This is a genomic window from Mesorhizobium sp. WSM4822 (assembly GCF_055811155.1).
On the sequence record NZ_JBVVQM010000014.1, the window covers coordinates 197709 to 213967 of the forward strand.

Genomic DNA, 16259 nt, shown 5'->3' on the forward strand with positions numbered 1-16259 from the left:
AAACCGGCCTTCCCCTGCGATTTTTCCCGCCCGAGGCCTCCATGTCCACGACGATTTCGCCGCTCGCGCCGAAGAAATACCCGAAAATGCCGGAAATCGATGGGGTGCGCATCGCCACCGCCGAGGCAGGGATAAAGTACAAGAGCCGCACCGATCTTTTGACCATGGTCTTCGATGAAGGCACCGCGGTCGCCGGCGTGTTCACGAAATCGAAATGCCCTTCGGCGCCGGTCGATTTCTGCCGGCAGAATCTCGGCGCAGGCAAGGCCCGGGTGCTGGTCGTCAATTCCGGGAACGCCAACGCCTTCACCGGCAGGAAAGGCCGCGAGTCGACCGCGCTGACCGGCGAGGCGGCGGCGAAGGCGGCCGGCTGCACGGCAGCGGAGGTTTTCCTGGCCTCGACGGGCGTCATCGGCGAGCCGCTCGACACCAGCAAATTCAGCCACCTGCTGGCCGGGCTGGTCAGCAACGGCAAGCCTGGGCTCTGGACCGAAGCGGCAAAGGCGATCATGACCACGGATACCTATCCGAAACTGGCGACTGCGACCGTCAAGCTCGGCGACGCCGATGTCACCATCAACGGCATTTCCAAGGGCGCCGGCATGATCGCGCCCGACATGGCGACGATGCTCTCCTTCATCGCCACCGATGCGCCGATCGCTGCCCCCGTCCTGCAGGATCTGTTGTCGCGCGGCACGGCCAAGACCTTCAACGCGGTCACCGTCGACAGCGACACGTCGACCAGCGACACGCTGCTGATCTTCGCCACCGGCAAGGCCGCCAAGCGCGGCGCGCCCGAGATAACCGATCCCAGGGATGCCCGTCTCGGCGCGTTCCGCCGGGCGCTCGGCAAGGTGCTGAAATCGCTGGCGCTGCAAGTGGTGCGCGACGGCGAGGGCGCCCGCAAGCAGGTCGAAGTCACCGTCACCGGCGCCAAATCGGCGCGCTCGGCCAAGCGCATCGCGCTGTCCATCGCCAATTCGCCGCTGGTCAAGACGGCGGTCGCCGGCGAGGACGCCAATTGGGGCCGCGTCGTCATGGCCGTCGGCAAGGCCGGCGAACCCGCCGATCGCGACCGGCTGTCGATCTGGTTCGGCGACAACAGGCTGGCGCATGAAGGCGAGCGCGACCCCGGCTATTCCGAGGCGGCAACGTCGGCCTACATGAAGCGCGACGACATCCGCATCCGTGCCGATATCGGCATCGGTCGCGGCAAGGCGACGGTGTGGACCTGCGATCTCACCAAGGAATATGTCGCCATCAATGGCGATTATCGGAGCTGACGGTTTTGAGCTCCAGGCATCCGGCAAGCATGCTCGCGATCGTACGCCGCTACGAGGCGGCCGGCTTTCGCGCCTGGCCGGCAGCCGCCGTCCACTATGACGGCACCTGGGTGGTGCGGCTGACCGCCGGCCATCCGGCCAAGCGGCTGAACTCCGTCAATCCGCTCGATCCCGGCGATATCATGCACATGGCCGACCGTATCGGCCGGGCCAGCCGCCGTTTCGATGCCTATGGAAGGCCGCTGACGTTCCGCATGTCGCCGCTGTCGGGCCCCGATCTCGCCAGCCATCTCGACCGCGAGGGCTGGAGCCGGTTCGACGAGTCGCTGGTCATGCGGCTGCCGCTGGCCGGCGCGCAGCTCGACGCCGCCATGGACCAGATTCCGCTCAAGGACATCAGCCGCTTCATCGGTGCGTTGCTCAAGGTCAGCGGTTCGGATGTTTCGCTGCGGCCCGGCCTGTCGGAGATCATCGGTGCCATCCAGCCCGAAGCCGGGCTGTTCGCGCTCGAAGATGGAGCCGAGGCACTGGCAACGCTTATCTGCGTGCATGACGGCGATCTCGCCGGCTTGTTCGAGGTCGCCACCGACAGATCGGCGCGCAACAGGGGCCATGGCCGCAACCTGATCCTGTCGGCGCTCAAATGGGCGCGGCTGCGGGGCGCGCGGGAAGCATGGCTGCAGGTCGAGGCCAACAACGTGCCGGCGCTGGCGCTCTACCATTCGCTCGGCTTCGAGGAAGTCTATCGCTACCACTACCGCCGGCCGCCGGGTCATGAATGATGTCGTGACCGCCGGCAAACGCCTGCTCCTGGTCGCCGCCTGCGCGCTGGTCGATGCCGACGGCCGGGTGCTTCTGGCGCAGCGGCCTCAGGGCAAGCAACTTGCCGGATTGTGGGAATTTCCCGGCGGCAAGGTCGAGCCCGGCGAGACGCCCGAACAATGCATCATTCGCGAACTGCATGAAGAAATCGGCATCGAAACCGACATCCCATGCCTGGCGCCGCTTACTTTCGCCAGTCATTCCTACGACGATTTCCACCTGCTGATGCCGCTGTTCATCTGCCGCCGCTTTCGCGGCATAGCCCAGCCCAGGGAAGGGCAGACGCTGAAATGGGTGCGGCCGAAGCAGATGCGCGACTATCCGATGCCGCCGGCCGATGCGCCGCTGATCCCGTTCCTCATCGATCTGCTCTGAGGTTCGCGTCCGGTCGCTTCCTGCCGAGGCGTGTATCAGCCAGCGTTAATGGAAGATTTATCTCGTCGTGAAAAATTGAAGCATGGCCGTTCGCGGCCGAGCCGTCGATTTGCCGGGGAGCGATAGCATGAGCCTAGACAGGGATTGGGACTCGATCCGGCCCGAGCGCGGTTTTCGCGCCGCCGATGCGGGCATGGGCATATTGCGCATCACGCTGCTGTTCGGTTCGGCCGCGGTGGCGCTGGCGCTGATCGCAACCCCCTTCCTCGACAGCCAGACACGCTCGCTGTCGGCCCGTGATGGTTTCGGCGGGCTTGACATGGCGGCGACAGGCTCGATCGGCCATCGCGAAACCTACACGCTGCGCCGCAGCGTGCTGCAGCCGCAACCGAGCTCGGTCTGCATCATCAGGTCCAATGGCAGGAGCAGCGGCGACTGCTGACATGGTTAAGAGATTTCGGAAAGGCGGCGGTTTCATCGCCTGTTAAGCCTTTGCCGTTAACCTTTCTTAACAGGTCGGCGGTAAGGTCCCGGACAGAGGGGTTGAGGCCATGAAAGCAGTGCTGCTGGGTTTTCTGAACGACGAGACCGGCGCCACGGCCGTCGAATATGGCGTCATCATCGCCGTGCTGTCGCTGGCCATCGTCGGCGGTATCGGTGAGGTCCGCGACGGGATCATCTGGCTGTTCAGCGACAACAACAGCAAGCTTGCGAACGCTTTCGCACCCACGCCCTGATCCGGCTTTCCGCGCCTGCGGGCAGGATCATTGCCCGCCGGGCGCCTCCAGGATTGTTTTCAGCGAGACCTTGGCCGACCCTGGCTTAAGCGGTTTTTGCTGCGATGCGTCGGGCGCCCAGCCGGACATCCAGACAATCGAGAAACTTGCCCTCACGCGGCCGTCGGGGTCGGAAAACCGCTCGGCGTAGATTTCCGCCGCACGGGCAAACAGCTTGCGCGAGCCCGGCCGCCGGCTGCGATCGGTGAGCGCAGAGGTTTCGCCCATGGCCCGCAGATCCGCCATCAGGTTGAACAGGCTGGCATAGCGCACCGTCACCGTCTCTACGTCGGCGACCGGCAGAGCGAGACCGGCGCGCTGCAGCAGCGCACCGGCATCGCGCACGTCGGTGAACGGGGCGACACGCGGACTGGCGCCGCCGTAAAGCTCGGTCTCGGCCGAAAGCAGGCTTTCGCGCAACTCGAAAAGCGTACCGGCGCCGGCAAAGGCGCCGAGGAAAAGACCATCCGGCCGCAACGCACGGCGGATCTGGATCAGCATGCCGGGGATGTCGTTCATGGCCTGCAGCGACAGAAGCGACACCGCCAGATCGAGGCTTTCCGCTTCGAACGGCACGGTTTCGAGCGGTGCGATCAAGCCGGCGCCGCCACCGCTCAGGAAGGCCGTGTCCGCCTCGACGCGGACAATGTCGGCGACCTTGCCGCTTTCGGCGAGCGTTTCAGCCGCCGCCGGCGTCTGGCAAAACAGCACAGCCGCCTTGCCGAACCTGCGCTCGACGGCGCCCAGCCGGTCGGCAAGGTCCTCGGCCGTGCGGCGCATGAGGAAGTCCGCACCGTCGACCGGATGGGCAAGCGCGCGCCGCTTGTGCGCCAGCCATAGAGAGGTATCCATTATCGGCTGCAACGGGCAGATCCTTTGTTTGTCCACGCTCCGGGATCGTTGATATAGTGGCGCGCAGGAGCAACCACGTGGCCGATCCGATGCCCAAGATCAAGTCCATCGCGATCACGAACCTGGCCCGGTCGGTTGTCGGCTGGCCGGCGCGTATGCTGTTTCCGCCGGTCTGCGCCGGTTGCCGCCGGCATGTCTCGCAGCCAGGCGTGCTGTGCGGCGCCTGCTGGCCGAAGCTCAGGCTGCTGGAGCGGCCATGGTGCCCGGTCATGGGCACGCCGTTCACCCACCATATGGGCGAAGGCTTTCTGTCGGCCGAGGCGATTGCCGATCCGCCGCCTTTCGAGCGGGCGCGGGCGGCGGTCGCCTATTCCGGCGTTGCCCGCCAGATGGTGCAGGGGCTGAAATACCAGGATCGCACGGATCTGGCACCCTGGATGGCGCGCTGGATGGTTCGCGCCGGTGCCGATCTCATCGCCGAGGCGGATGTGGTGGTGCCGGTGCCGCTGCACTGGCGGCGCTTTTTCAGGCGGCGCTTCAACCAATCGGCGGAACTGGCGAGGGCGGTCTCGACGCTTAGTCAACTGCCCTTCGCCCCCTCGGCGGTGCGTCGCGTGAAACTCACCCGCCAGCAGGTCGGGCTGGAGCGCGGGGAACGCGAGGAAAATGTGCGGGCTGCCTTTCGGGTACCCGCCGAGGCGGAAATCGAGATCGCCGGCCGCAGGGTGCTTTTGATCGACGATGTCTACACCACCGGCGCCACGGTGCGTTCCGCCACCAAGGCGCTGAAAAGGGGCGGTGCGGCCGCCGTCGACGTGCTGACCTTTGCGCGTGTGTTGCCGGGGGACTTCCGGGCGGACGAGTCCGCGACTATATAAGTCGGCAACGAACAGCGGAAATTCGTCATGGCCGATGTCACGATCTACACCCGCATGATGTGCGGCTATTGCACGGCAGCCAAGCGGCTGCTCGAGCGCAAGGGCGTCGCCTTTACCGAGCACGATGCCTCCTTCTCGCCGGAACTGCGCCAGGAGATGATCTCCCGGGCGCATGGCCGCACGACCTTTCCGCAGATTTTCATCGGCGATACGCATGTCGGCGGCTGTGACGACCTCCACGAGCTAGAGGCCGAAGGCCGGCTGGACAAACTGCTCGCCAACGGCGCGACGAATTGAGGGAATGACGATGGGTGTTTTCAAAGCCGCTGCGATCCAGATGCGTTCAGGCGAGAGTCCCGAGCGCAACGCCGTGGATCTCGAACGGCTGGTGCGCGAAGCAGCCAGCCTAGGTGCCACCTATATCCAGACGCCGGAAATGACCGGCGCGCTGATCCGCGACAAGGAAGCTCGCGCCGCCTCGTTTACGTCCGAAGACAAGGACATCGTCGTTTCGACCGCGCGCAGATTGGCCAGGGAACTCGGCGTCTTCCTGCATATCGGCTCGACCGCCATCCTGCGGGCCGACGGCAAGCTCGCCAACCGGGCGCTGCTGTTTGGCCCGGATGGTGCTGCGCTCGCCACCTACGACAAGATCCACATGTTCGATGTCGACCTCGACAATGGTGAGAGCTGGCGTGAATCCGCTGCCTACGAACCGGGCACCGAGGCCGTCGTCACCGAGATCGAGGGTGCAAAGCTCGGCTTCGCCGTTTGCTACGATTTGCGCTTTCCGCAATTGTTCCGCGCCGAGGCACTGGCCGGCGCCGATCTGCTTTCCGTACCTGCCGCCTTCACCCGTCAGACCGGCGAGGCGCACTGGCACGTGCTGCTCAGGGCCCGCGCCATCGAGAATGGCGCCTATGTCATCGCCGCCGCGCAGGGCGGCCTGCATGAGGATGGCCGCGAGACCTACGGTCATTCGCTGATCGTCGATCCGTGGGGCCGTATCATCGCGGAAGCCGCGCATGACGAGCCTGATGTGATCGTCGCCGAGATCGACCCGGCGCAGTCGCTTGCCGCGCGCAAGAAGATCCCCAATCTCAGAAATGCACGGGATTTCGCCGTCAATGCCGGTTCGGGCGAGGCGCCGCGGCTCAGGGGTGCAGCCTCTTGATCCGCTTTGCCCTGATCTGCGAGCACGAGCACGAATTTGAAGGCTGGTTCCGCAGCAACGACGATTTCGACACCCAGAAGAAGCGCGGCTTTGTCGATTGCCCCACCTGCGGCTCGCACAAGGTGCAGAAAGCGCTGATGGCGCCGGCTGTCTCCACGGCGCGCAAGCAGGAAACCATAGCGCTGGCCATGGGCGAGGCGCAGAAGCAGGCTTTGGCACAGCTCAAGGCGATGGCCGAGAAGGTGCGCGAGAATGCCGACTATGTCGGCGACAAGTTCGCCGAGGAAGCGCGAAAGATCCATTTCGGCGAGAGCGACCCGCGCGGCATCTATGGCGAGGCGACGCTGGACGAAGCCAAGAGCCTGGCCGAGGACGGCGTCGAGTTCATGCCCATCCCGGTGTTCCCGGACGATCGCAACTGAATTCCGAGGGAGCTTTGCGCGACCCAGAAGCGATTGAGCCGGAACGCAGCATAAGAGCCGTCGTTGGCCGATTAGCCCGCTGGGCCGCCGTGAAGCTTAGCGGTACCCGAACGGTCGACGGATTGCTCATCATAAGCGACAAGGGCACCGACAAGATCGTCGAGGCGCTTCAGCTTATTCGTGATTTTGATCCAGTGCGCTACAGACGGCTGCTTGGTGACGTAAGACAGGTATTCGTCACAACCCTTCCTGCTTCCGTCGCGCAATGGGCAAACTCCTCCAAGGCGTGCGAATTGGACGAGCGCCATATCATCAGCGAAGAGACGACGCCGGAATTGGTCGCTTCGATTATCGTCCATGAGGCCACCCACGCGCGGCTTATGCGATGCGGTATCGGCTACGAAGAGGCGTTGCGGGATCGCGTCGAGCAGGTCTGTCTGCGTCGAGAAATAGCCTTTGCGGCCAGACTGCCGACAGGAAAGGGCCGGGGCCAGCAAGCTGAAGCGACACTTGAGGCCATGCCGGACTTTTCCGATAAGGCGATGAGTGAGCGAAATCTCAGTGGTTTGCGAGATGCTCTGCTCTACCTCAACATGCCGACCCGGCTTGTCCACCTCACCGTATCATACCAGCGCTGGAAACACCGGCGCCGGTTCTCGCGGCAGCCTATGAACTGACCGGCTAGAGCATTTCACCGTTTCACGGAGAGGGCGCTCTAACTCTTTGTTTGACGCAATTCCAGGCGGAAAACTTTTCCTGGAGTTGCTCTAGCCCACACTCCCGATCAATTTCTCAAGCAGCCGAGAGAGCGTCTCCTGTTCCGCCGGCGTCAAGCCCGAGAGAACCTCGTGTTCGTTGGCCACGTGGGCGGTAACGGCTTCATCGATCAAGGCCAGGCCCTTGTCGGTCAGCCGCACGACAATGCCGCGCCTATCGTTGGGATGCGGCCCGCGCAGGATCAATCCGGACGTTTCGAGCCGATCTAGCCTGTTGGTCATGGCGCCGGACGTCACCATCGTCGCCTCGTAGAGAGCGGTCGGCGTCAGCGCGTAGGGAGAGCCTGAACGGCGCAGCGTTGCCAGCACGTCGAATTCCCCGGACTGCAATCCATAACGGGCAAACAACGGCGCCAGGCGCTCGCGGGCGATCAGCGAGGCGGCCTCGTTCAGCCGCCCGAGCACACCCATTGGCGAGACATCCAGATCGGGCCGCTCCCGCCTCCATTGCTCGATCGCTCTTGCTGCCCTGTCCAATTGTCTCACCATCATATATCTTGACGTTAAGAATCTTTCCATTATCTTATCTTAACATGCAATGCCGGCCAAGGGCCGCGCTACAGGATTCGGTCAATGAAACGTCTTTGGGATTCGGCGCTCGGCCTGCTGGTCGTCACCGGCGGCCTGCTCGGCCTGACGCTGCCATTCGGCAAGCTCGCCACGGCTGCCGGCGTGCCGGCCATGGTCTGGGCCTTCGTCATCTCGCTCGGCGCCGGCGGCGTCTTGCTGTGCGTGCTCCTGGCTCGCGGCCAGCGGGTCCGGCTCACCGCGCACAAATTCCGCTATTTCTTCGTCACCGCCGCGGTGTCCTATGCCGTCCCCAACCTCCTGATGTTCTCGGCCATCCCGCATCTGGGCGCCGGCTACACCGGCATCATGTTCACCCTGTCGCCTGTCATCACACTGGTGTTCTCGATCCTGTTGCGTGTCCGGCGCCCCAACATGCTGGGCATTGTCGGCATCGCCGTCGGCTTCGTCGGCGCCGTCATGGTCGCGGTGACGCGCGGCGAGGCCGGCCAGCCGGCCGATTTGTTCTGGGTGGCGATGGGGTTGCTCATTCCGGTCAGCCTTGCCGCCGGCAACATCTACCGCACGGTCGACTGGCCGGACGGCACCGGCCCGATCGAGCTTGCCGTCGGCAGCCATCTGGCGTCGGCGGCGATGCTGCTTGCCGGCATTCTCCTCCTGTTCGGCGGCGAGGCTTTCGCGCCACTCGGCGGCGTGCCGCTGGTGGTGGTCGCGCAGGTTGCGTCGGCATCGGCGATGTTCGCCTTCTTCTTCCGGCTGCAGGCGGTTGGCGGTCCGGTCTATCTCAGCCAGATCGGTTATGTGGCGGCGGCCGTCGGCCTGTTTGCCGGAACCATCGTCCTCGGCGAGCACTATCAGCTGCTGACCTGGGCGGGCGCGGTCATCATCACCGCGGGCGTGTTCATCACCACCAGGGCACAAAGCCAGACCGGCACGAAGCTGCAAAGGCAGGCGGCGTAAGCGCTTTCGCGCCTCAGCCGGCGTCGGTTTCGTTCTCTTCGCCACCGGGTTCCGGCCTTGGGTGCCGGCGGCGATGAGTGGCCGCGGCGCGGGCCGCCTGTTCGTAGATGCCGGTCATCAGCTCCAGTGTGCGCGCCGCTTCCTCGAGCTTGGCCGCCATCTCCGGGACGCGTGTCACCGCTTCGATGAGCAGGACGGACCGGATGTCGGCATAGCGTTCGGTGACTCGAAACCCAAGCGGCGTGACCTCGTAGGTGACGCCGGCCCTGCCGCTGCCGGTTCGCTTGACCATGCCGCCCTTGAGCAATTTGCGCAGGCTGTACTGGATGTTGGGGATGTCGTCTCTGTTGGTCATCTGCGCCAGGTCGCGGACGCTCTTTGGCCGGTCGTTCATCCTGATGATGTGAAGCAGCGCATTTTCCGGCCCGCTGGCGGAAAACTCGATCACCGTCGCCAGGCATTCCGCCTGCCAGTGGCCGAACGCCTCGTAGGAGCGCATCAGCGCATATTCGATTTCGGCGACGTCGATTTCGAGCGGCGTCCGCGCCAGATGCCAGCCGCGATCCAGCAGCTTGGCTTGTGTTTCCAATGGTTTGCGCCGGTCGTTCATCATGTCTCCCCGCCCGGCAGCATGCGCCGATCCGGCCGATTGCGTCCATATGATTTTATGATAGACTTTCTATTATAAAATATAACCTAAAAATGAGGAGAACGCGACCGATGAGCATGCTCGACAAGACCGCAGCCAACGCACAGCCCTTCTTTCTAGGGACCTTCGCTTCCAATTGTTCCGGCGGCATGACCGTCACCAAGGTTCCCGAACGATGGGTCAGTTCCTGGGACAACAATCTGCGGCTGGCGCATCTGCTCGACGACGCCGGTATCGATTTCATGCTGCCGATCGCCCGCTGGATCGGCTATGGGGGCGAGACCAATTTCCACGGCAACGTGCTGGAGACGATCACCTGGGCCGCAGGGCTCCTGGCGCTCACCCGCAACATCACGGTTTTCGCCACCACCCACACGGCGGCCAACCCCGCTGTCGTCGTCGCCAAGCAATTGGCGACGATCGACCAGATCAGCCGCGGCCGTATCGGCCTCAACATCGTCGCCGGCTGGAACAAGCCGGAATATGAAGCGCTCGGGCTGACGCTGCCCGACGATCACATCACACGCTACGGCTACGCACAGGAATGGTTCGACATCGTCAGGGCGCTGTGGGATCGCACCGAGGCGTTCGACTGGGACGGCACCTATTTCAAGCTGAAGAACGTGCTTGGCGATCCGCGGCCGTCGGCGCGCCTGCCGATCCTCAACGCCGCCGGCTCGGAAGAAGGGCGCAAATTCGCTGTCCGCAATGCGGACTTCCTGTTCACGCCGGCAATCGATCTGTCACGCTCCAGGGACGAGATCGCCGCGCTGAAGCAACAGGCGGTCGCCGCCGGCAGCACTGTCGACGTGCTGACCTTTGCCCATGTCGTCTGCCGGCCGACCGAGAAGGAAGCGAAGGATTATCTCGAGCATTTCGCCCGCGCCAATGCCGACTGGGCAGCCGTCGACAATCTGGTGAAGCTGCAATTTGCGCATGCGCAGTCGTTCCCGCATGACCTCCTGGCGCTCATCCGCGATCGGATGGCGGCGGGCCATGGCGGCTTCCCGCTCACCGGCACGGCCGAACAGGTCGCTGATGGGATCACCGCCTTGCACGAGGCCGGATTTCGCGGCTCGACGCTGTCCTTCGTCGACTATGTCGAGGAATTCCCGTATTTTCGCGACACCGTCCTGCCTATCCTCGAACAGCGGGGCATCCGTATCGCAGCGGCCGCCATGCAGTCGGCGGCCTAGGAGCAACCCCCATGACCGAACCAACGACTTCGGAGGCAAATCCTGTCGGTGTCGCGGATTTTCGGGCCGCGATGCGGCTGATCGTCGGCAATGTCAGCGTCATCACCGCTGGCACCGGCGAGGATCGCTCCGGCCTGGTGGTCATTTCGGTCGTCTCGCTGTCGGCCGAGCCGCCCAAGGTGATCGCCTGCGTCAACAGGTCGTCGTCGACCTGGCCGGTGATCGAACGCTACCGGCATTTCGGCGTCAATTCGCTTGGCCCCCAGCATCAGCGCGTGGCCGAGCGGTTCTCCGGCTTTGGCGGCATCAAGGGCAAGGACCGCTATGAGGGCGCCGAATGGATGACGCTCAAGACCGGAGCTTTACTGCTTTCGGACGCGGTGGCCGCGTTCGACTGCAGCCTCGACGAGATGATCGATCGCGGCACGCATTCCATCGTCATCGGCTCGGTCGAGGCCGTGCGCACCCACGATGCCGGCCAGGCGCTGATCTACTGGCGCGGCGGCTACAGGCCGCTGAAATCTGAATAAGGCCAGAATTCAGAATAAGATCAGACCGAGCCTTTTTCCGCCAGGACCATGTAGTTGACGTCCATGTCCTTCGACCGCGCCCAGCGGTCGGCCAGCGGGTTGTAGGTGACGCCGGTGCGGTCGATGATGGTCAGGCCGGCGCCGCCCAGCGCCTTTTCGAGCTCTTCCGGGCGCACCAGCTTGCCGAACTGATGGGTGCCGCGCGGTAGCCAGCGCAGCACATATTCGGCGCCGATGATGGCTAAGCCCAGCGCCTTCAGCGTGCGGTTGATGGTGGCCACGAACATGATGCCGCCGGGCCGCACCATCTCGCCGCATTTGGCGACGAACAGGTCGATGTCGGCGACATGCTCGACCACTTCCATGTTGAGGATGACGTCGAATTTCTCGCCGGCGTCGGCAAGGTCCTCGGCCGTCGTGGCGCGATAGTCGACGCTGACATTGCCCTCGGCGGCGTGCAGCTTGGCCACTTCGATGTTGGTTTCGGAGGCATCCGCGCCCACGACTTCGGCGCCAAGCCGCGCCATCGGCTCGCACAGAAGTCCGCCGCCACAGCCGATGTCGAGGATGCGCAGGCCCTCGAAAGGCCTTGCAGCGCGTGGGTCACGGCCGAAGCGCGTCGCTATCTGGTCGCGGATATAGGCCAACCGGACCGGATTGAATTTGTGCAGGGGACGGAACTTGCCGTTCGGGTTCCACCATTCGGCGGCAAGGGCGGAAAAGCGTTCCACTTCTCCGGCATCGATTGTCGATCGTCGGGGCTCTGGCATGGGTTGGTCTCCTCGACACTACAGCGCCGCACGTCCTCTTGGACGCGCAAAGGACGCTGTAGCACTTTAGATTCTGCGCATGATCCTTTCCGAAATCGACTTCGATTTCGGGGTCGTGCGCTAGGAAGTCGGGCGTGAGGCCGCGAATGTCAAGGCAACAATTTTCCTCTGCCGGCAGGGACCCGGATTCTGTCAGGGCATGTCAGCTGAAGCGCGCCGCGGTGAAACACAATTGGCCTGGCGGGCGAAGGAATACATCATCGTTTTGAATTCGAAGGAGGTGACGATGACAGCAATGACGGCTTCGATCCTCTGGCATCGGCTGGACGTGGAGGGGCATGATGCCTGTCTGCTTTCGCAGAACGATGGCGGGCACAGCCTCAAGGGACAAGCCATCTTCATCCAGGACGGCAAGCCGTGCTGCCTCGCCTACGAGGTGAATTGCGATGCCGGCTGGCACACACGGGCGGCGCTTATCGAAGGCTTTCTCGGCACGCGCCAGCTGCACTATGCGATCGAACGCGATTCCAACGGCCAGTGGATGCTGAACGGCGAAGTCCAGCAGGGTGTCGACGGCCTTGTCGATGTCGATCTTGGCTTCACACCGGCATCGAACCTGTTGGCGATCCGCCGGTTCGACCTAGGCATCGGCGAGGCGGCGCCTGCTCCGGCCGCCTACCTGACTTTCCCTGAACTGAGCCTGGTGCGCCTCGATCAGAGCTATCGGCGTCTCGACACCGTTCGCTACGCCTATGCCGCGCCGGTGTTCGGCTATGACGAGACGCTCAACGTCTCGCCGCACGGCTTCGTTGTCGATTATCCCGGCCTGTGGAGAAGTGCGGCTGCGTCAGGCTGAAGCGATTGTGATCAATCCGCTGCGACCTGCGTCGTGCCGAGCACGTCACGCAGTTTCGCCGCCAGTTGCTCGATGGTGAAGGGCTTGGCGAGGAAATGCACGTCGTGGTCGAGCACGCCGTTGTGGACCACCGCGTTCCTGGTGAAGCCGGTGGTGAAGATCACCTTCAGCAGCGGCATGCGGGCAACGGCCTCTTCCGCCAGCTTGCGGCCGTTCATGACGGGCATGACGATGTCGGTGAACAGCAGGGCGACGTTCGGGTTCTCCGCCAGTTTCTGCAACGCTTCCTCGCCGCTCGCTGCATGAATGACGGTGTATCCGAGTTCGCGTATGGCCTCAGTCGTGGAGACCCGCACGCGGGCATCATCCTCGACGACAAGGATCGTTTCGGTGACCGGTGCGGCGGTGTTGTCGCCTCGCCCCGTGGTCATGGCCGGCTCTTCGGCGCCGAAATACCGCGGCAAGTAGATCTTGATCGTCGTGCCTTCGCCGGGTTCGGAATAGATGTTGACATGCCCACCCGACTGTTTGACGAAGCCGAACACCTGGCTCAACCCCAGGCCGGTGCCCTTGTTGACCGCCTTGGTGGTGAAGAAGGGCTCGAAGGCCTTGGCGATGACATCGGGGGTCATGCCCGAACCGGTATCGCTGACGGCGATCATCACATACTGGCCGGCCGCGACTTCGGCATGGGCGGCGGCGTAGCTGTCGTCGAGATGGCTGTTGGCGGTCTCGATGGTCAGCTTGCCATCGTCGCCCATGGCGTCGCGGGCGTTGACGGCCAGGTTGAGAACGGCGTTCTCGATCTGGCTCGGGTCGGCATGGGTTTTCCACAAGTCTCCCGCCAGCACCGTTTCGATGCGGATGGTTTCGCCGAGTGCCCGCCGGATCAGGTCGGACATCCCGGTCAGCAGGCGGTTAGCGTCGACGATCTGCGGCGCCAGCGGCTGCTGACGCGAGAAGGCGAGCAGCCGGGCCGTCAGATTGGCGGCGCGGGTCGCGGCATCGATCGCCGCATCGATGAATTGTGCGATGTCGTGCTCGCCGCGCGCCAGCTTGCGCTGGGCGAGGTTCATGGCGCTGATGATCACCGCCAGCATGTTGTTGAAGTCGTGGGCGATGCCACCTGTAAGCTGGCCGACGGCCTCCATCTTGTGCATCTGGCGGATCTGGGATTCGGCCTTTTCACGTGTCTCGATCTCATTGCCCAGCGCCACGTTCTTGCGCACCAGCTCATCCTGGGCAACGGCAACCTCGCGGAAGCGGCGGCGCGATTCCCTGATCGCGTAGCCGGCAAGCAGGAAGATCGCCAGCAGCGCCGCCAGCGAACCGATGCGTAGCCAGGCCTCGACCTGGTCGGTATGCGCGTCGCGCGCGGCGACGGCTGCGGCGCTGATGCGTCGGACCGTATCCATGCCGGTCCGGATTTCGTCCATCACGGCCTTGCCCTGGCCGCTGCGAATCAGATTCAGCGCTTTCGTCGCATTGCCCTGGTCGTACAGGGCAATCGTCTCGGCCAGTTCAGCCTGCTTTTGCGAAAGCGCGTCCTTGATATGGTTGATCGGCTGGACGAGCTGGTCGTCGGGGGCGGTCAAGCTGTCGATGCGGGCAAGTTGGCCCGGAATGGCGCCGACAGCGCTCCGATAGGGTTCGAGATAGGATTTCTCGCCGGTCAGCAGGTAGCCACGCTGGCCGTTCTCGGCTTCCTGTGCCAGAGAAAGCAGACCCGAAAGCAATTGCTGATATTCGATTGCCTCGCGCGCGGCGGCGCGGTTGGCCCGCTGTTCCTCGACCAGCATGGCGCGGCTGCCGACAATCAGCGCCAGCACGGCGAAGCCGGCGACAAGCGGGAGCGATTGCCATCGCATGGCACGTCGAAGACGAGCAATCATCATCTGTTATGCCGAACCAAAAGAATTCCCCGCAGGCAGCATTTCGTAAGCGGCGGCGGGGCGGAAGGCAATATGCCGGCTTCTGGAGCCGGCAATCGGCCGCCAGCCTTGCGAAACCTTCATCATTTGGCTAAGGAGGCCGCGCATTCAGCGGCCGGCGTCAGCCGGCCTTCCGCTTTTCGGGATTCCGGCTTTTGGCCGGGATCCGGCTTCAGGCAAAGGCATTTCGCTCCCATGGCGCGCATCGTGATGAAATTCGGCGGAACCTCGGTCGCCGACATCGCCCGCATCCGCAACGTGGCGCGTCACGTCAAACGCGAGGTCGACGCCGGCCATGAGGTGGCGGTGGTCGTTTCGGCGATGGCCGGGAAAACCAATGAACTGGTCGGGTGGACGCGTGAGGCCTCGCCGATGCATGACGCACGCGAATATGACGCGGTCGTCGCTTCCGGCGAGCAGGTCACGGCCGGCCTTCTGGCCATCACCTTGCAGAACATGGGCGTGCACGCCCGCTCCTGGCAAGGCTGGCAGATCCCGATCAAGACCGACAATGCGCATGGAGCGGCGCGCATCCTCGATATCGACGGCGCGTTCCTGATCAAGCGCTTCGGCGAGGGCCAGGTGGCGGTGATCGCCGGGTTCCAGGGCATCGGCCCGGACAATCGTATCGCCACGCTCGGCCGCGGCGGCTCCGATACCAGTGCTGTCGCCATCGCCGCGGCGGTCAAGGCTGATCGCTGCGACATCTATACCGACGTCGACGGGGTCTACACCACCGATCCGCGCATCGAGCCCAAGGCGCGGCGGCTGGCCAAGATATCGTTCGAGGAAATGCTTGAAATGGCCTCGCTCGGCGCCAAGGTTCTGCAGGTGCGTTCGGTCGAGCTTGCCATGGTGCACAGGGTGCGTACCTTCGTGCGGTCGTCCTTCGACGATCCCGACGCGCCCGGAATGGGGGATTTGCTCAATCCGCCCGGAACGCTCATTTGCGACGAGGAAGAGATCGTGGAACAGCAGGTCGTCACCGGAATTGCCTACGCCAAGGATGAAGCGCAGATTTCGCTGCGCCGGGTCGGCGACCGGCCGGGCGTTGCCGCCGGCATCTTCGGGCCGCTGGCCGAGGCCAACATCAATGTCGACATGATCGTCCAGAACATTTCCGAGGACGGCAAGTTCACCGACATGACCTTCACCGTGCCGTCGGGCGATGTCGACAAGGCGCTGGCCGTGCTTGAACGCCTCAAGGCTTCGATCGGCTACGATGTCGTGCAGTCGGAAGCCGGCATGTCGAAGGTTTCGGTCATCGGCATCGGCATGAGGAGCCATGCCGGCGTCGCCGCCACCGCCTTCAAGGCGCTGGCCGACAAATCGATCAACATCCGCGCCATCACGACCTCCGAGATCAAGATTTCGATCCTGATCGACGGTCCGTATACGGAACTTGCGGTTCGTACTTTGCATTCCGTCTACGGTCTGGATAAGCAGTAGCGAGAACGATTTGAGTTGTTGCGTGTGCGCCG

20 protein-coding genes are annotated in these 16259 nt (G+C 63.9%); 15 read left to right on the forward strand and 5 right to left on the reverse strand.

Annotated elements, in window-relative coordinates; all coding sequences use genetic code 11:
• Nucleotides 1-41: 41 nt before the first annotated feature.
• The 5 genes from argJ to AC0L3E_RS28255 all read left to right on the forward strand — a co-directional run bounded on the left by argJ (nt 42) and on the right by AC0L3E_RS28255 (nt 3217).
• The gene (argJ, locus tag AC0L3E_RS28235; protein WP_127379984.1) at nt 42-1283 is read left to right on the forward strand and encodes a bifunctional glutamate N-acetyltransferase/amino-acid acetyltransferase ArgJ; all 1242 of its coding nucleotides are present in this window, start codon (nt 42-44) and stop codon (nt 1281-1283) included.
• 29 nt (nt 1284-1312) lie between these two features.
• Nucleotides 1313-2065, forward strand: coding sequence for a GNAT family N-acetyltransferase (locus tag AC0L3E_RS28240; RefSeq protein WP_127322230.1), 753 nt, complete (start codon nt 1313-1315; stop codon nt 2063-2065).
• The gene (gene mutT, locus AC0L3E_RS28245) at nt 2058-2480 is read left to right on the forward strand and encodes an 8-oxo-dGTP diphosphatase MutT (protein ID WP_127322229.1); all 423 of its coding nucleotides are present in this window, start codon (nt 2058-2060) and stop codon (nt 2478-2480) included. Before AC0L3E_RS28240 ends, mutT begins: the two co-directional genes overlap by 8 nt.
• Before the next feature lie 127 nt (nt 2481-2607).
• Complete coding sequence (locus AC0L3E_RS28250) at nt 2608-2922, forward strand: hypothetical protein (RefSeq protein WP_013529445.1); 315 nt, start codon at nt 2608-2610, stop codon at nt 2920-2922.
• A gap of 109 nt (nt 2923-3031) precedes the next feature.
• Nucleotides 3032-3217, forward strand: a complete 186-nt coding sequence (locus AC0L3E_RS28255) for a Flp family type IVb pilin (RefSeq protein WP_013529446.1) — start codon at nt 3032-3034, stop codon at nt 3215-3217.
• A gap of 27 nt (nt 3218-3244) precedes the next feature.
• Here AC0L3E_RS28255 and AC0L3E_RS28260 read toward each other — a convergent pair whose 3' ends face one another.
• A complete protein-coding gene (locus AC0L3E_RS28260) occupies nt 3245-4120 on the reverse strand; it encodes a class I SAM-dependent methyltransferase (RefSeq protein WP_127322227.1) in 876 nt (291 codons plus the stop codon).
• Between the two features lie 65 nt (nt 4121-4185).
• Between AC0L3E_RS28260 and AC0L3E_RS28265 the strand changes: the two genes are divergently transcribed.
• Genes AC0L3E_RS28265 through AC0L3E_RS28285 form a run of 5 tightly spaced genes read left to right on the forward strand, consistent with a single transcriptional unit; the run spans nt 4186 to nt 7259 of the window.
• Nucleotides 4186-4986 carry a ComF family protein gene (locus AC0L3E_RS28265; RefSeq protein WP_127271367.1) on the forward strand — a complete coding sequence of 267 codons (801 nt, stop codon included), beginning with the start codon at nt 4186-4188 and terminating at the stop codon, nt 4984-4986.
• Between the two features lie 27 nt (nt 4987-5013).
• A complete protein-coding gene (gene grxC / locus AC0L3E_RS28270; protein ID WP_127271365.1) occupies nt 5014-5283 on the forward strand; it encodes a glutaredoxin 3 in 270 nt (89 codons plus the stop codon).
• A 10-nt stretch (nt 5284-5293) separates the two neighbouring features.
• On the forward strand, nt 5294-6160 hold the full coding sequence (locus AC0L3E_RS28275; RefSeq protein ID WP_127271363.1) for a carbon-nitrogen hydrolase family protein: 867 nt from the start codon (nt 5294-5296) through the stop codon (nt 6158-6160).
• On the forward strand, nt 6157-6582 hold the full coding sequence (locus AC0L3E_RS28280; RefSeq protein ID WP_023811158.1) for a DUF1178 family protein: 426 nt from the start codon (nt 6157-6159) through the stop codon (nt 6580-6582). Before AC0L3E_RS28275 ends, AC0L3E_RS28280 begins: the two co-directional genes overlap by 4 nt.
• 14 nt (nt 6583-6596) lie before the next feature.
• Nucleotides 6597-7259 (forward strand): hypothetical protein, encoded by a 663-nt coding sequence (locus AC0L3E_RS28285; protein ID WP_127322210.1) that lies wholly within the window; start codon nt 6597-6599, stop codon nt 7257-7259.
• A 90-nt stretch (nt 7260-7349) separates the two neighbouring features.
• On the opposite strand, the gene AC0L3E_RS28290 is transcribed toward AC0L3E_RS28285, so the two are convergent.
• Nucleotides 7350-7835, reverse strand: coding sequence for a MarR family winged helix-turn-helix transcriptional regulator (locus AC0L3E_RS28290; RefSeq protein WP_128309706.1), 486 nt, complete (start codon nt 7833-7835; stop codon nt 7350-7352).
• 96 nt (nt 7836-7931) lie between these two features.
• On the opposite strand from AC0L3E_RS28290, the gene AC0L3E_RS28295 reads away from it, so the two are divergent.
• Nucleotides 7932-8846, forward strand: a complete 915-nt coding sequence (locus tag AC0L3E_RS28295) for a DMT family transporter (protein WP_128309756.1) — start codon at nt 7932-7934, stop codon at nt 8844-8846.
• Nucleotides 8847-8859: 13 nt separating this feature from the next.
• Here AC0L3E_RS28295 and AC0L3E_RS28300 read toward each other — a convergent pair whose 3' ends face one another.
• Nucleotides 8860-9456 (reverse strand): winged helix DNA-binding protein, encoded by a 597-nt coding sequence (locus tag AC0L3E_RS28300; RefSeq protein ID WP_128309755.1) that lies wholly within the window; start codon nt 9454-9456, stop codon nt 8860-8862.
• Nucleotides 9457-9566: 110 nt separating this feature from the next.
• On the opposite strand from AC0L3E_RS28300, the gene AC0L3E_RS28305 reads away from it, so the two are divergent.
• Together AC0L3E_RS28305 and AC0L3E_RS28310 are read left to right on the forward strand one after the other, a co-directional pair.
• Nucleotides 9567-10691: an LLM class flavin-dependent oxidoreductase gene (locus AC0L3E_RS28305; RefSeq protein WP_473606129.1), complete on the forward strand. Its 1125-nt coding sequence runs from the start codon at nt 9567-9569 to the stop codon at nt 10689-10691.
• Between the two features lie 11 nt (nt 10692-10702).
• Nucleotides 10703-11221, forward strand: coding sequence for a flavin reductase family protein (locus AC0L3E_RS28310; RefSeq protein ID WP_127271356.1), 519 nt, complete (start codon nt 10703-10705; stop codon nt 11219-11221).
• A gap of 20 nt (nt 11222-11241) precedes the next feature.
• Here the strand turns inward: AC0L3E_RS28310 and ubiG are convergent, their stop codons facing one another.
• Nucleotides 11242-11991: a bifunctional 2-polyprenyl-6-hydroxyphenol methylase/3-demethylubiquinol 3-O-methyltransferase UbiG gene (gene ubiG / locus AC0L3E_RS28315; protein ID WP_023811162.1), complete on the reverse strand. Its 750-nt coding sequence runs from the start codon at nt 11989-11991 to the stop codon at nt 11242-11244.
• A gap of 286 nt (nt 11992-12277) precedes the next feature.
• Between ubiG and AC0L3E_RS28320 the strand changes: the two genes are divergently transcribed.
• The gene (locus AC0L3E_RS28320; protein WP_127379977.1) at nt 12278-12847 is read left to right on the forward strand and encodes a putative glycolipid-binding domain-containing protein; all 570 of its coding nucleotides are present in this window, start codon (nt 12278-12280) and stop codon (nt 12845-12847) included.
• Nucleotides 12848-12858: 11 nt separating this feature from the next.
• On the opposite strand, the gene AC0L3E_RS28325 is transcribed toward AC0L3E_RS28320, so the two are convergent.
• Nucleotides 12859-14715, reverse strand: coding sequence for a CHASE3 domain-containing protein (locus AC0L3E_RS28325; protein ID WP_473606130.1), 1857 nt, complete (start codon nt 14713-14715; stop codon nt 12859-12861).
• 258 nt (nt 14716-14973) lie between these two features.
• Here AC0L3E_RS28325 and AC0L3E_RS28330 point away from each other — a divergent pair, with 258 nt between their 5' ends.
• Entirely contained in the window at nt 14974-16227 is a 1254-nt protein-coding gene (locus AC0L3E_RS28330) for an aspartate kinase (RefSeq protein WP_013529459.1), read from the forward strand.
• Nucleotides 16228-16259: the final 32 nt, after the last annotated feature.

Bases quoted from the DNA above. Each gene is read 5' to 3' on its own strand.
- argJ (WP_127379984.1), top strand. From the start codon at position 42: ATGTCCACGACGATTTCGCCGCTCGCGCCGAAGAAATACCCGAAAATG.
- AC0L3E_RS28240 (WP_127322230.1), top strand. From the start codon at position 1,313: ATGCTCGCGATCGTACGCCGCTACGAGGCGGCCGGCTTTCGCGCCTGG.
- mutT (WP_127322229.1), top strand. From the start codon at position 2,058: ATGAATGATGTCGTGACCGCCGGCAAACGCCTGCTCCTGGTCGCCGCC.
- AC0L3E_RS28250 (WP_013529445.1), top strand. From the start codon at position 2,608: ATGAGCCTAGACAGGGATTGGGACTCGATCCGGCCCGAGCGCGGTTTT.
- AC0L3E_RS28255 (WP_013529446.1), top strand. From the start codon at position 3,032: ATGAAAGCAGTGCTGCTGGGTTTTCTGAACGACGAGACCGGCGCCACG.
- grxC (WP_127271365.1), top strand. From the start codon at position 5,014: ATGGCCGATGTCACGATCTACACCCGCATGATGTGCGGCTATTGCACG.
- AC0L3E_RS28275 (WP_127271363.1), top strand. From the start codon at position 5,294: ATGGGTGTTTTCAAAGCCGCTGCGATCCAGATGCGTTCAGGCGAGAGT.
- AC0L3E_RS28295 (WP_128309756.1), top strand. From the start codon at position 7,932: ATGAAACGTCTTTGGGATTCGGCGCTCGGCCTGCTGGTCGTCACCGGC.
- AC0L3E_RS28300 (WP_128309755.1), bottom strand. From the start codon at position 9,456: ATGAACGACCGGCGCAAACCATTGGAAACACAAGCCAAGCTGCTGGAT.
- AC0L3E_RS28305 (WP_473606129.1), top strand. From the start codon at position 9,567: ATGAGCATGCTCGACAAGACCGCAGCCAACGCACAGCCCTTCTTTCTA.
- AC0L3E_RS28310 (WP_127271356.1), top strand. From the start codon at position 10,703: ATGACCGAACCAACGACTTCGGAGGCAAATCCTGTCGGTGTCGCGGAT.
- ubiG (WP_023811162.1), bottom strand. From the start codon at position 11,991: ATGCCAGAGCCCCGACGATCGACAATCGATGCCGGAGAAGTGGAACGC.
- AC0L3E_RS28320 (WP_127379977.1), top strand. From the start codon at position 12,278: ATGACAGCAATGACGGCTTCGATCCTCTGGCATCGGCTGGACGTGGAG.
- AC0L3E_RS28325 (WP_473606130.1), bottom strand. From the start codon at position 14,715: ATGCGATGGCAATCGCTCCCGCTTGTCGCCGGCTTCGCCGTGCTGGCG.
- AC0L3E_RS28330 (WP_013529459.1), top strand. From the start codon at position 14,974: ATGGCGCGCATCGTGATGAAATTCGGCGGAACCTCGGTCGCCGACATC.